This window comes from Nocardia sp. PE-7 (assembly GCF_030486425.1).
Lineage (GTDB): Bacteria > Actinomycetota > Actinomycetes > Mycobacteriales > Mycobacteriaceae > Nocardia > Nocardia salmonicida_A.
Genome location: NZ_CP129614.1, coordinates 6,469,110 through 6,482,332, shown reverse-complemented (window position 1 = coordinate 6,482,332; position 13,223 = coordinate 6,469,110). Strand labels below are relative to the sequence as shown.

15 protein-coding genes are annotated in these 13,223 nt (G+C 68.1%); 11 read left to right on the top strand and 4 right to left on the bottom strand.

All coding sequences use genetic code 11. From position 1 onward, the window contains the following. Positions 1–233 precede the first annotated feature (233 nt). Positions 234–1,082 carry a bifunctional hydroxymethylpyrimidine kinase/phosphomethylpyrimidine kinase gene (gene thiD / locus QX204_RS30350; RefSeq protein ID WP_301903895.1) on the bottom strand — a complete coding sequence of 283 codons (849 nt, stop codon included), beginning with the start codon at positions 1,080–1,082 and terminating at the stop codon, positions 234–236. 79 nt (positions 1,083–1,161) lie between these two features. Between thiD and QX204_RS30345 the strand changes: the two genes are divergently transcribed. Then, positions 1,162–2,304, top strand: a complete 1,143-nt coding sequence (locus QX204_RS30345) for a GTP-binding protein (protein ID WP_301903894.1) — start codon at positions 1,162–1,164, stop codon at positions 2,302–2,304. Positions 2,305–2,407: 103 nt separating this feature from the next. On the opposite strand, the gene QX204_RS30340 is transcribed toward QX204_RS30345, so the two are convergent. Beyond that, positions 2,408–3,544, bottom strand: coding sequence for an epoxide hydrolase family protein (locus QX204_RS30340; protein WP_301903893.1), 1,137 nt, complete (start codon positions 3,542–3,544; stop codon positions 2,408–2,410). Between the two features lie 89 nt (positions 3,545–3,633). On the opposite strand from QX204_RS30340, the gene QX204_RS30335 reads away from it, so the two are divergent. The 5 genes from QX204_RS30335 (at position 3,634) to QX204_RS30315 (ending at position 7,497) form a co-directional block, all read left to right on the top strand. Then, positions 3,634–4,281: a TetR/AcrR family transcriptional regulator gene (locus tag QX204_RS30335; protein WP_301903892.1), complete on the top strand. Its 648-nt coding sequence runs from the start codon at positions 3,634–3,636 to the stop codon at positions 4,279–4,281. 59 nt (positions 4,282–4,340) lie between these two features. After that, the gene (locus QX204_RS30330) at positions 4,341–4,763 is read left to right on the top strand and encodes a VOC family protein (protein WP_301903891.1); all 423 of its coding nucleotides are present in this window, start codon (positions 4,341–4,343) and stop codon (positions 4,761–4,763) included. 45 nt (positions 4,764–4,808) lie between these two features. After that, entirely contained in the window at positions 4,809–5,615 is an 807-nt protein-coding gene (locus QX204_RS30325; protein ID WP_301903890.1) for an ABC transporter permease, read from the top strand. Between the two features lie 94 nt (positions 5,616–5,709). Further along, positions 5,710–6,468 (top strand): ABC transporter ATP-binding protein, encoded by a 759-nt coding sequence (locus QX204_RS30320; protein WP_301903889.1) that lies wholly within the window; start codon positions 5,710–5,712, stop codon positions 6,466–6,468. 33 nt (positions 6,469–6,501) lie between these two features. Beyond that, positions 6,502–7,497, top strand: coding sequence for an ABC transporter substrate-binding protein (locus QX204_RS30315; protein ID WP_301903888.1), 996 nt, complete (start codon positions 6,502–6,504; stop codon positions 7,495–7,497). A 52-nt stretch (positions 7,498–7,549) separates the two neighbouring features. Here QX204_RS30315 and QX204_RS30310 read toward each other — a convergent pair whose 3' ends face one another. Beyond that, a complete protein-coding gene (locus QX204_RS30310; RefSeq protein ID WP_301903887.1) occupies positions 7,550–8,794 on the bottom strand; it encodes a KasA/KasB family beta-ketoacyl-ACP synthase in 1,245 nt (414 codons plus the stop codon). Between the two features lie 39 nt (positions 8,795–8,833). On the opposite strand from QX204_RS30310, the gene QX204_RS30305 reads away from it, so the two are divergent. From QX204_RS30305 to QX204_RS30285, 5 genes are all read left to right on the top strand, one after another. After that, positions 8,834–9,397 (top strand): TetR/AcrR family transcriptional regulator, encoded by a 564-nt coding sequence (locus QX204_RS30305; RefSeq protein ID WP_301903886.1) that lies wholly within the window; start codon positions 8,834–8,836, stop codon positions 9,395–9,397. A 121-nt stretch (positions 9,398–9,518) separates the two neighbouring features. Then, positions 9,519–11,039, top strand: a complete 1,521-nt coding sequence (locus QX204_RS30300; RefSeq protein ID WP_301903885.1) for an MFS transporter — start codon at positions 9,519–9,521, stop codon at positions 11,037–11,039. A gap of 78 nt (positions 11,040–11,117) precedes the next feature. Then, the gene (locus tag QX204_RS30295) at positions 11,118–11,549 is read left to right on the top strand and encodes an SRPBCC domain-containing protein (RefSeq protein WP_301903884.1); all 432 of its coding nucleotides are present in this window, start codon (positions 11,118–11,120) and stop codon (positions 11,547–11,549) included. Next, positions 11,539–11,868: an ArsR/SmtB family transcription factor gene (locus QX204_RS30290; RefSeq protein WP_301903883.1), complete on the top strand. Its 330-nt coding sequence runs from the start codon at positions 11,539–11,541 to the stop codon at positions 11,866–11,868. The genes QX204_RS30295 and QX204_RS30290 overlap by 11 nt, the downstream gene beginning before the upstream one ends. 16 nt (positions 11,869–11,884) lie before the next feature. Next, on the top strand, positions 11,885–12,391 hold the full coding sequence (locus QX204_RS30285) for an SRPBCC family protein (RefSeq protein WP_301903882.1): 507 nt from the start codon (positions 11,885–11,887) through the stop codon (positions 12,389–12,391). Here QX204_RS30285 and QX204_RS30280 read toward each other — a convergent pair whose 3' ends face one another. Next, positions 12,392–13,186 carry a thioesterase family protein gene (locus tag QX204_RS30280; protein ID WP_301903881.1) on the bottom strand — a complete coding sequence of 265 codons (795 nt, stop codon included), beginning with the start codon at positions 13,184–13,186 and terminating at the stop codon, positions 12,392–12,394. It abuts the gene before it with no gap. Positions 13,187–13,223: the final 37 nt, after the last annotated feature.

Genomic DNA, 13,223 nt, shown 5'->3' with positions numbered 1-13,223 from the left:
TAGCCAGACTCAGGCAGTGTCGGACTTGCGTCGGCGGCCGGCGGGGCGTGCGGAATGGGTTAGCTCGAGTCGGTGAGTTACCCATGTTCTTGCGAGATCTGTGGGTTGTAGTCTGCGTCGATCCATCGCGCCCGACACGAACTCCGTTGTTCTCGCCGAACACGCCATTGGGTCGGCGGGGGGTGCGATGGGTTCAGTATGAACCCGGGCACCGACAAGTTCGCGACGCCACGCTAGGCGTTGGTGTGCAGTCTCCAGAGTGGTGAGACGGGCCCGTGACCCGCGCCGAGGTCGTACGAGGCGGCCAGGCAGCGGTAGGTCCACTCCTTGGCGAACTCCACCGCGTCGGGCACCGAGTAGTCGTTGGCCAGCGCGCTGGCGATCGCCGCGGCCAGGGTGTCGCCGCCGCCGTGGTCGTTGCCGGTGGCGATGCGCGGCGCGGTGAACTCACGGAAGGTGTCGCCGTCGTAGAGCAGATCGGTGCTGAACTCCGACGCGCGCAGGTGCCCGCCCTTCACGATCGCCCACTGCGCACCGAGCGCGTGCAACGCCTCGGCGGCCTTGCGCGCGGTGGCGTCGTCGATCACTTCGATGCCGGTGATCAGGCGCACCTCGTCGAGGTTCGGGGTGACGACGGTCGCGAGGGGAATCAACGTAGTGCGCACTGCCTCGAGGGCTTCGGCGTGCAGCAGCGGATCCCCGTGCATGGAGGCCGCGACCGGATCGACCACCAGTGGGATGGTGCCGTCGCGCCCGATTCCCAGCTCGCGACACACCTCGGCGACCGCTTCGATGATCGCGGTGGAGGCGAGCATGCCGGTCTTGGCCGCACCGATGCCGATATCGCGAACGACCACCCGCACCTGATCGGCCACCACCTGCGCCGGGATCTCGTGAAAACCGCTGACGCCCACCGTGTTCTGTACGGTCACGGCCGCCACCGCCACGCAGGCGTGCACCCCGCACAGTGCCATGGTGCGCGAATCGGCCTGGATACCGGCGCCGCCGCCGGAGTCGGTGCCCGCGATGGTGAGCGCGCGAACGGGGGTCTGACCATCGGGGGTCAGCGGCAACATCTTCACGCCCCAACCCTACGGCCGCGCACTCCGCCGCGAGACCCCACCTGCGCTCTGCAAATGAAAACCATTATCATTAATTCTCGTGACCGATACCCAGACACATCTGCCCGTCACCGTCCTGTCCGGCTTCCTCGGCGCGGGCAAGACCACGCTGCTCAATCACATCCTCGCCAACCGCGACGGCCGCCGGGTCGCGGTCATCGTCAACGACATGAGCGAGGTCAATATCGACGCGGCGCTGGTCGCGGGCCAGGGCCACCTCGACCGCACCGAGGAGAAGCTGGTCGAACTCACCAACGGCTGCATCTGCTGCACCCTGCGCGAGGACCTGATCGAGGCCGTCGCCGGCTTGGCGCGCGCGGGCCGCTTCGACCAACTGGTGATCGAGTCCACCGGCATCTCCGAGCCCATGCCGGTGGCGGCCACCTTCGACTGGGAGTTCGACGACGGGTTCCGCCTCGGTGACATCGCCCGCCTCGACACCATGGTCACCGTCGTCGACGCCTCGACCTTCCTGGCCGAACTGGTGCGCGGCCAGGCGCTGGCCGATCGCGATCTCGCGGCGGGTGAGGGCGACGGGCGCTCGATCGCGGATCTGCTGGTGGACCAGGTGGAGTTCGCCGACGTGCTGTTGATCAACAAAACCGACCTGGTCAGCGCGAACGCGGCGGCCACCGTCGAGGCCACCGTGCGCAAACTCAACCCGCGCGCCCACGTGCTGCGCACCGAGAAGGGCGTCGTCGACCTGTCCGAGGTGCTCGCCACCGGCCGCTACAGCCCGGAGGTCGCCGCCGAATCCGACGGCTGGGCAGCGGAACTGGCGGGCGGACATACCCCCGAGACCGAGGAATACGGGATCAGCAGCATCACCTTCGTCGCCGATCGCCCGTTCCATCCGCAGCGCCTGGCCGACGTCTTGGCGCAGCTGCGGGGGATGTTGCGCAGCAAGGGATTCTGCTGGATCGCGAGCCGTCCGGAGCTGGCGGCGATCTGGTCGCAGGCCGGACCGAATATGACCTTCGAACCCGGCGCGTGGTGGTCGGAGCTGGAAGTGCCCGCGGGACAGGAAATCGTCTTCATCGGGGTGCGCCTCGATGCGCTCGACCTGCGGCGCCGCCTCGACGCCGCGCTGCTCACCGATGCGGAGTTCGCGGCGGGCGCGAGCGCGTGGACCGGCTACGCGGATCCGTTCCCGGCCTGGGCCGACTTGCACGTGCATCACTGATTGGCATCTTTGGTGCGCGTATCACACTGCGCTGGTGCATGATTCGAATGGGCCGCGACCCACGCGCCGATGAGGGGAGCGTGGGCCGCGGCACCTGATCGAATCAGGCGAGCCCGGCGAAGAACTCGCGGATGTCGTTGACCAGCACCTCGGGCGCCTCGTGCGCGGCGTAGTGCCCGGCCGCGTCGTTGGCGCCGCCCTTGCCCGCGCTGGTGTCGTAGGAGTTCCAGCTGACGATCTTGCTGTGGTCACGCTCGGCGAACCGGCGGATCGACTGGAAATCGCCCGCGAACATCGCCAGCCCGGTCGGGACCGTGGTCGGTTCGGTCGGCTGCTCGGCGGCGTGCGCGTCCTCGTAGTAGAAGCGCAGCGACGAACCGGCCGTCCCGGTGAGCCAGTACAGCGCCACATTCGCGATCACGAACCGCGCGTCGAGCGTCTCGCCGAACAGCTGCGCGTTCCAGCCGAGCAGGCCCACCGGGGAATCGGCCAGTGCGTAGGCCAGGGTCTGCGGCTGCTGGCTGTGCAGGGTGTTGAACGCCATCTTGTTCTCGTGGAACCACTGAAGATGTTGCAGCGCGGCCATATCCGCCTCGGAGAGGCCCTCGAACTCGGCCGGGTCGCCGGACGGGAACGAGAACAGCTGGGTGACGTGCACGCCGATCACGGTGTCGGGCGCGATCCGGCCGATCTCGGGGGAGACCATCGAGCCGCCGTCGTTGCCGATGGCGCCGAAGCGGTCGTAGCCCAGGCGCGTCATCAGCTCCGCCCAGGCGCGAGCGGTGCGGTAGCGGTTCCAGCCGGTGCTGCGGGTGGGGCCGGAGAAACCGAAACCGGGCAGCGAGGGGATCACCAGGTGGAAGGCGGGCTGATCGGCCGATTCCGGCTCGGTGAGCGGTGCGATCACGTCGAGGTATTCGAGGATCGAACCGGGCCAGCCATGGGTGAGGATCACCGGCGTCGCATCGGGGCGCGAGGAGCGGATGTGCAGGAAGTGGATGTCCTCACCGTCGATCTCGGTGGTGAACTGCGGGTAGGCGTTGAGCTCGGATTCCACCGCGCGCCAATCGAACTCCTCGAGCCAGTACTCGGCGAGGCCGCGGACGCGACCGGCCGGGACGCCGTAGGCATCGCCGACGCCGGGCAGCTCGTCCGGGAACAGGGCATTGCGCAGGCGGCCGGCGAGATCGTCGAGCTGGGCCTGCGGAACTTCGATCCGGAACGGGGTGATGGTGGCCATGTCGACTCCTCTTATTGAAACGGAATGTTTCGTTCTGTTCCAAAGGTAGCAGAACGGATCATTCCGTTTCAAGTGGTAGCCTGATATTCATGGCGAAGCAGAACGAAACCGCAGATCAGCCGCGCTTGCCCGGCCGCAAGGCGCAGGCCGCGCGCAATAACGGCCTGATCCTCGATGCCGCCCGCGCGGTGTTCCTCGACGATCCCAACGCGCCGATCGCCGCCGTCGCCGAACGAGCGGGGGTCGGGATCAGCGCCCTCTATCGGCGGTATCCGAGCAAGGAGGTGCTGCTGCGCACGCTCTGCCACGAGGGGTTGCGCCGATTCAACACCGAAGCCGATGCGGCACTGGAGGATTCGGACGGTTGGCGCGGATTCGTCGGATTCCTGCAACGGGTCGTCGAGGCCGACGTGCACTCGCTCACCGCGCGCCTCGCGGGCACCTTCACCCCCGACGAATCGATGCTTCCCGACGTCGTGCACTCGGGCGAGGTCGGCGAGGAGTTGGTCCGCCGCGCCCACGCGAGCGGACGGCTACGCCCCGACATCGACGCACTCGACCTCGGCCTTATCCTCGAGGCCTGCGCCGCGATCACGATGCCCGACCCGGTGCGCACCGCCGAACTGCGCCAACGGGTACTCGCGGTGATCGTGGACGGGCTCACCGCCGAGGGTGATCTGCCCGGGCCGCCCCCCGCCCCCGGAGAATTCGCGTGGCGATGGGAACGCAAGTCCTGATCGGCTCGGAGCTGGCAGACTCGACGCATCACCCCCGGACTACAACGCGGAGGCGCGTAGTGAACTGGACTCTGGAAGTTGTGATCGTCCCGGTCTCCGATATCGACCGGGCCAAGGATTTCTACGCCAACCGACTCGGCTTCGTCGTCGACCACGACTCGGTGATCTCCGACGACGCGCGCATCGTGCAACTCACCCCACCCGGCTCGGGCTGCTCGATCGTCATCGGCAAGGGCGCGGTGCCGGAGATGCCGCCCGGCTCGCTGAAGGGACTGCAACTCGTGGTCCCCGATATCGAGCAGGCGCACGCGGAGTTGGTGGCGCGCGGGGTCGAGGTCAGCGAGGTCCAGGAACTCGGCAAGAATCCGCGGCCGGTCCCGCACCCGCTCGACAATGTCGGCTTCGTCTTCTTCAGCGACCCCGACGGCAATGGCTGGGCCGTGCAGCAGATCTCCAGCAGAGCGGATAAATCCTCGAGCTGATTCGAACCCTGTCGGTATACCGCTTCCGGCGGGCACCATGCTCGCATGCTGTTGGAGAGGCCCACCGAAACCGACGAGCGACGGATCCCGCTGTACCGCCGCCCGGGGTTCCTGCGCGCGCTCTCGCCGATCGCGCTGTTGATCATCTGGCAGCTCGCCAGTACCAGCGGCGCGATTTCCGCCAAGAAGCTGCCCGCTCCGTCCGCGGTGCTCGACGCGGGTCTGGAAACCTACCGCTCCGGGCAGCTCACCGAGGCCCTGCTGGTCTCCGGCCAGCGCGCGCTGTACGGCTTCGCGCTCGGCGCGGTGCTCGCGCTGGTGCTCGGCGTGCTCGCGGGTCTGAGCAAGATCGGTGAGTACGCGGTCGATCCGCCGTTGCAAATGATCCGCACCATCCCGCTGTTCGGCCTGATCCCGCTGTTCATCATCTGGTTCGGCATCGGCGAGGAACCCAAGGTCTACCTGATCGCGCTCGGCGTGTTCTTCCCGCTGTACCTCAATACCTTCTCGGGTATCCGCCAACTGGACCCGAAACTGCTCGAACTCGGCAGTGCCCTGCACCTCGGACTCGCCGAACGCCTGCGTCTGCTCGTCCTGCCCGGTGCCCTGCCGCAGATCCTGGTCGGCGCGCGCCAGAGTCTCGGCATCGCCTGGCTCTCGCTGATCGTGGCCGAACAGATCAATGCCAGTGCGGGACTCGGCTTCGTCGTCAACAACGCCCGCGAATTCCTGCGTACCGACATCGTCGTGTTCGGCCTGGTGGTCTACAGCCTGCTCGGCCTGCTCACCGACTCGATCGTGCGACTGCTCGAACGCCGCGCCCTGCGCTGGCGTCCGGCGGTGCACCGCTGATGTCCGCCACCACCTCCGCCGACCACGGGACCCACCCCGTCCCGATGGTCGCCAGGCCTGCCACCCGCCGCCGTTCGATCGCGAGGTTCTCATCATGACCGCTGCCGCCGCCACGACTGTCACCCCCATCTCCGCTCGGTCGGCCCGGGTGCCCGCCGCTCGAATCAGCGGTCTGAGCAAGCGATTCGGTGAACGAACCGTGCTCGACGGCATCGATCTCGAGATCGGCGCGGGCGAGATCGTCGCCCTGGTCGGACGCAGCGGATCGGGCAAGTCCACCCTGTTGCGCATCCTCGGCGCACTCGATACCGCCACGCGCGGTGAGGTTTCCGTCGAGGGCAGGCCGACGATCGTCTTCCAGGAAGCACGGTTGATTCCGTGGCAGCCGGTGGCGCGCAATGTCGCCCTCGGCAGGCCGAAGCCACGCAATCGACGGGCCGATGAGAAAGCCGCCCGTGACCTGCTCGCCGAAGTCGGCCTCGCGGGCCGCGCCGACGCGTGGCCGCTCACCCTGTCCGGCGGTGAGGCCCAACGTGCCGCGCTGGCACGGGCATTGGTGGCCGAGCCGACGCTGCTGCTGCTCGACGAGCCCTTCGGCGCTCTCGACGCGCTGACTCGGCTGACGATGCACGACCTGCTCCTTCGACTGCACGCCCAACGCGAATTCGGCGTCCTGCTGGTGACCCACGACGTGCTCGAGGCGATCACGTTGGCCGACCGCGTCCTGGTCCTCGACGACGGCCGAATCGCCGCCGACGTGTCCATCGAGTTGCCACGCCCTCGCACCGCCGCCGCGCCGGAAGTCGCCGAATACGCGACGCAACTGCTCGCGCTGCTCGGCGTCACACACTGAATCCCTCCGCTCCATCGCACGAAAGTTGTTCCAGTGAAACGCAATCCGATATCCCGTCTGGCAGGCCTCGCGCTCGCCGTTGCCGCGACGCTCACCCTGAGCGCCTGCGGTGACGACGCGGCGACCGAGAGCGCACCCTCGGGTCCGGTCGACCTCAGCACCGTCACGCTGAAAGTCGGTGATCAGAAGGCGATTTCGATCGAGGTCTTGCTGAAGGCATCGGGACAGCTGGAGAACCTGCCCTACAAGATCGAATTCTCCACCTTCACCGCCGGTCTGCCGCTGGTCGAGGCGGCGAGCGCGGGCGGCATCGACATCGCCCAAACCGGCAACACCCCGGTGATCTTCGGCGCGGCCGCCGACGCCGACATCAAGATCGTCGGCGCGCTCTCGGCGACCGGCAAGGGTGACGCGATCCTGGTCGGCAAGGACTCGACGATCGCTTCCGTCGCGGCGCTGAAGGGCAAGAAGGTCGCCGTCTACAAGGGCAGCTCGGCGAACGCGAACCTGCTGCTGCAACTGCAGAAGGCGGGCCTGTCGCTGAGCGATGTCGAGCCGGTCTACCTCGCCCCCGGCGACGGCTACACCGCGCTCACCCGCGGTGACGTCGACGCCTGGGCCACCTGGGACCCCTACACCGCCATCGCGGAGAAGGAGATCGGCGCCAAGTCGATCGCCACCGCCGACCAGGCCGCCAACGGCTACAACTTCTGGGTAGCAGGCAACAAGACCGTCGCCGACGCGGGCAAGTCCGCCGCCCTCGCCGACTTCTTCCAGCGCTACGCCGCCGCCACCAAGTGGTCCTCGGACAACCTCGACACCTGGTCGACCAAGTACGCCGAACTGACCCAGATCAGCGTGGACGCCTCCCGCACCACCTGGACCCGCTCGATCAAGGAGCCGATCAAGCTCACCGACCAGGTCATCGCCTCCGAACAGGAGATCGCCGACGCCTTCACCAAGGCCAAGGCCATCCCCGGCAAGGTCGACTTCAAGTCCTTCGTCGACACCCGCTTCGACAAGGCGTAACCCGCACCGAATCACCGCGGCGCCGTCGATCCCTTCCGGATCGGCGGCGCCGCTACGCTTTTCCGAACGCGAGCGCGACGTTGTGGCCACCGAATCCGAACGAGTTGTTGAGCGCGTAGTCGATCCGCTGCGGCCGCGGCGTGCCCGCGACGATGTCGAGGTCTATCGCCGGGTCGGCGTTGTCGAAATTCAGTGTGGGCGGGACTACCTGCTCGCGCAGGCTCAGGATCGTGAGGACCGATTCCAGCGCGCCCACCGCGCCGATCGAATGACCGAGCGCAGATTTCGGCGCGTACACCGAGGCATCGGGAGTGACCGCGGTGATGGCCGCGGCCTCGGAGGCATCGCCCACCGAGGTCGACGTAGCGTGCGCGTTCACGTGGTCGATATCGGAAATCCGCAGCCCCGCTGTGTGAATCGCCTTGCGCATCGCGCGCGCCGCGCCGGCGCCCGCCGGGTCGGAGGCCACGATGTGGAAGGCGTCGGAGGTGATGCCCGCGCCGAGCACTCTGGCGTGGATCCGGGCACCACGCGCTGTCGCGTGCCGCTCGGATTCGAGCACGAGCAGCGCGCCCGCCTCACCGAAGACGAAACCGTCACGGTCGCGGTCGAACGGCCGGGAGGCGCGCTCGGGCTCGTCGTTGCGGGTGCTCATCGCCCGCATCATCGCGAAGCCCGCGATGGGAACGGGGTCGATGTGACCCTCGACGCCGCCGGTGACCACCACATCGGCCTCGCCGGTGCTGATCAGCCGCCACGCGTGCGCGATCGCCTCCGACCCCGACGAGCAGGCCGATACCGGTGCGAAAACCCCACCCTGCGCGCCGATTTCGAGTCCGACCGTGGCGGCGGGACCATTCGGCATCACCATCGGCACGGCCAGCGGAGAGACCTTGCGGTAGCCGCCCGCCCGCATCGCGTCGACGGCATCGATCAGCGCGTCCCCGCCGCCGAGGCCGGTACCGATGGCCACGGCCAACCGCTCACGGTCGACTTCCGGACTGCCCGCCGCCTGCCAGACCTGTCTGCCGAGGGTGAGGGCCATCCGTTCGACATAGGAGTGCCTGCGCTGCTCGATCCGCGTGAGCTCGGCATCGGGCGAGGTGACCAGTGGCCCGCCGATGCGCACCGGCAGCTCGTGTTCGGCGAGGAATTCCGTGGGTAGCGCACGGATTCCGCTCTCGCCACGCAGCAGCCGCGACCAGGTCTCGTCCATGGTGTCGGCCAGTGCTGTGGTCGCCGCGTACGCGGTCACCACCACGCCGTCCCGAGTTTCTGAAGCGATCGGTACAGTCATGATGTCATGAATACCTGTAGCACTCGCTACAGTCAACCCATGGCCCGTCCTCTCGACCACCGCAAACGCGCCGAATTGCTGGCCGGCGTCGTCACCTTCATCGCGTCGCGCGGGTTGGCCGAGCTGTCGCTGCGCCCGCTCGCCGCGGCGCTCGGAACCAGCTCGCGCATGCTGATCTACTACTTCGGCACCAAGGAGGAACTGCTGGTCCAGGCCTTGGCGACGCAGCGGCCGGATCTGGCCGCGGTCTTCGCCGACGTCACCGACCCCGGACAGCTGCGTGATCGACTCATCTCCTTCTGCGAACTGAACACCGCGGGTGCCGAGTCGGAGAGTGTGCGCGTGTTGTTGCAGGTGCTCGGAGCGGCGTGCGCGCCGGATTCGCCCTATCAGGGCTACGCGAACGACGCGATCGCCGCCTTTGTCGCAGAACTCGCCGCGGCGCTACGGCGAGCCGGCCTGGTGAGGGATCCGGAGGTAGTCGCCACGCTGCTCATCTCCGGGCTGCGCGGAATCATCCAGGACCATGTGATCACCGGTGACCGCGAGCGCACCCAGCGTGCCGCGCGTGCGCTCGTCGATCTGGCGCTACCCGCGCGCTGAAAGTTCGCTGCCGCGCTGCGCTGTCGGTGCTGGTAGCCCGGATCGCTCGGTAGGTTGAGTGGCGGATCGAGTGCCACGGATCCGAAAACCGGTCACGACCAGGAATCGGCGGTGAGGCGGCATGGTGGACGAGGGCACGCAGACCTACGGGTCGGTGCGTTGGCTGATGCTCGGGGTGTTGTGCGCCAGTCTGTTGCTGGTGGCGATGGATGCCACGATCCTCAATGTGGCGCTGCCGTCGCTGATCGACGACCTCCAGGTCGGCCCGCTGGAGCAGTTGTGGATCATCGACATCTACGGGCTCGTGCTCGGCGGGCTGCTCATCACCACCGGTGCGCTCGGTGATCGGGTGGGGCGAAAGCTGTTGTTCATCAGCGGTTTCGTGCTGTTCGGTATCGCCTCGGTGGTCGCCGCTACCGCGGGGAGCGCGGCGCAGTTGATCGGTGGGCGGGTGCTGCTCGGGATCGGCGGTGCGATGGTGATGCCGTCGACGCTGTCGCTGATCCGCAATATCTTCACCGATGTGCGCGAACGCACCATGGCCATCGGGATCTGGGCGGCGGTCGCGGGCGTCGGTGCGACGGTGGGGCCCATCGTCGGCGGGTTCCTCGTCGAGCATTTCGGGTGGTCGTCGGCATTCTGGCTCAATGTGCCGGTGGTCGTCGTGACGGTGGTGGTCGGGCTGTGGGTGTTGCCGGAATACCGCGCGCCACAGGCGGGCAGCCTGGACTGGTTCGCCGCGGCGCTGTCGGTGGCGGGCATCGTCTGCCTGGCGTGGGGCGTCAAGCATCTCGCGAAAGGTGAAGCGAGCACGGTCGACTGGACCATCCTGGTCGTCGGCATCGCCGCGCTGACCTGGTTCACCCGGCGTCAGCTCACCGCCACCGACCCGCTGCTCGACGTGCGCCTGTTCCGCAACGGCGCGTTCACCGCGGCGGCTGTCGCGACCCTGCTGGCCATGATGGCGATCGGCGCGGCCATGTTCCTGATCTCGCTGTGGCTGCAATACGTCCACGGCTACAGCCCCTCGCAGGCGGGAATCCGGATGTTGCCCGCCGCGCTCACGCTCCTCACCGCCTCCCTGCTCACGCCGATGCTGATGGAGAAATTCGGTGTCCGCGCGGTGCTCGGCTTCGGGCTCGGCGCGGTCGCGCTCGGCTTCCTGCTGCTGGCGATGAGTCCGGAACCCACCACCTATCCGGTGGTCGCGCTGGTCCTGGTGTCCTTCGGCCTCGGCGACGGGATGGCCGTGACCGCGGCGGCCGCGGTCCTCGTCGGCGCCGTTCCGGCGGACCGCGCCGGTCAGGCGGGCGCGGTGGAGGAGACCAACTACGAGGTCGGAGTCGGTTTCGGCGTCGCGCTGCTCGGCAGCCTGCACGCCAGGATCTTCAGTCAGCACATGACAGGCCTGCCCGTCCCCGCCGACAAGCAGGAGCAGGCGAGCGGTTCGATCGGCGGGGCGGCCGAGGTGGCCACCGAGCTGCCCGAACCCGCCCGCGACCAGCTCGCCCACGCGTCGAGCCACGCCTTCGACGTAGCGCTCACCACCACGTCCTATATCTCGGCCGCGGTCGTCGCGGTGGTGGCCGTCGGAACGGTCTGGCTGGTCCCGAAAGGCTTTCGCGTCACCGGCGACCATTGACGCTTCACCCTTGACGCAACCAGTAGGTTGCAATACTCTGAGTTGCAATCAGTCAGTTGCAATACATGAGGAGGCGTCATGGGATTCCCTGATCAGATAGTCCGGACCGTCGAGCTCGCGCATCCGCCCGCCAAGGTGTGGGCGGCGATCACCACCGCGGAAGGGCTGGGGAGCTGGTTCGGCAACACCGCCGAGATCGACCTGCGCCCCGGTGGCGACATGCGGATGACCTGGAAGGAAGGGTTCGCCGCGGACATGCGGGTGGAGCGGGTCGAGGAGCCCTCGGTGTTCGGCTACACCTGGCCGATCAACGGTCTGCCCGACGACGACCCGCGACGCACCTATGTCGAGTTCAGCCTCGAGCCCCACGGCGACGGAACCCGGCTGACTGTCACCGAGACCGGCTTCGCGCAGCTGCCCGACGAGGCGCACAAGGAAGCGTTCGAGGGCAATGTCGGCGGCTGGAAGAGCGAGCTGGGCGAGCTCGTCGAGTACCTCGATGCGGCCTGAGCTGGAGGCCACCGCCGAACGGGTCTTCGTCGCGCTGGCCGATCCGAGCAGGCGGTCGGTCTTGGCCGCACTCGCCGCGCACGGTCCGGCCACCGCGACCGACCTCGCCGATCGCCTGCCCATCACCCGGCAGGCGATCGCGAAACACCTTGTCCTGCTCGCGGACGCGGGCCTGGTGATCGCGGAACCGGGGGAGCGGCGTCGCGTGCGCTACCGCCTCGATTCCGCCCCGATGCAAGTGGCACAACAATTCCTGGCCGCCCTGTCCCGTGACTGGGACGGCCCCCTCGACGCGCTCCGCCGCCATCTCGACGGCTGAACCGGAAGGAAACGCAATGAGCGACAACGACTTCACCGCGACCATCACCGTCGACAAGACTCCCGACGAGGCCTTCGCGGCCATCAACAACGTGTGGGCCTGGTGGTCGGAGACCATCGAGGGCAGTACCGGCGCGGTCGGCGACAGCTACCTCTTCGAGGTCCCCGGCCTGCACCGCTGCACCATGACCACCACCGAATCGATCCCCGGCGAGCGCCTGGTCTGGCACGTCACCGACTCGCACCTGTCGTTCATCACCGACACCGCCGAGTGGGAAGACACCGACGTCGTCTTCGAGATCACCGAGAACGCGCACGGCACCGACATCCGTTTCACCCATGTGGGTTTGGTCCCCGCCGGAGAGTGCTTCGAGGTGTGCGCCAACGCCTGGGGCGCCTACATCACCAGCAGCCTGCGCGGCCTGCTCACCACCGGCGAAGGTGATCCGTTCCGGCGCACGAGCACCGGGGAGTCGGAGTTGCTCAAGCACGGCAACGCCGATTTGGTGAAGCCGCGTCCCTGATCAGCCCCGCGGCGCGATGAGCAGCGTCTGGGTGCTGCGCCCGATCGGCCCGGTCTCGTCGAACAGCGCGGATTCGGCGAGGCCGATGCCGTGCGGCTGCGGATGGGTCACCGCGTCGAGGCACACCCACTCGCCGACCGGCTGACGATGCAGGGTGACGATGAGGTCGGTATTGATGAACAGGTATTTCGCCCAGTCGAGGACCGAGCTGACCCCGTTGCCCGAATCGGCGGCGGCAAGTGCGCGTTCCAGCGGACTCGGGGTGGTGCCCGCGACAATCGGGTACTTCAACCTGATCCAGCAGACCGCAGGGCCCGGCGCGGCGAACGAGCCGGCGCTGAAACGGTATTCGATTCCGGTGTGGAAACCGATCTCCTGATCGGACGGAAACCGCTCCGGCTCGGCCGCCGTGGGCAGCGGCCTGGTCCCGGTCGGCAGGAACTCGGTGGGCAGATCGAGCGGCGTCTCGGCGAGCTTGAGCCGCCACGCGTTGGCCTGCATCACCGGCCCGCGCTCCGACGACAAGGTCGCCTCGATCAGCTCGACACTGCGCCCCGACCGCACCACCCTCGCCTGCGCGGTGAGCGGAGCCAGCGGCACCGGCCCGAGAATCTCGACGGCGACCCGTCCGACCTGGAATCCCGGCCGCGGCTCGCATCGCTCGATCACATGCCCGAGCAGAGCTGACGGCGGTCCGGCATGCTGCGCGTCCGGCGACCACGGCCCTCGGGTCAGCTCGGTCGAGAGGTACCGGTTCGGGTCCGCGGGGTCTTGGCGGTAGAAGGCATCGGCCACCCGGCCGACGTTACCCCGCGCGTCGATGCGGGGCAGC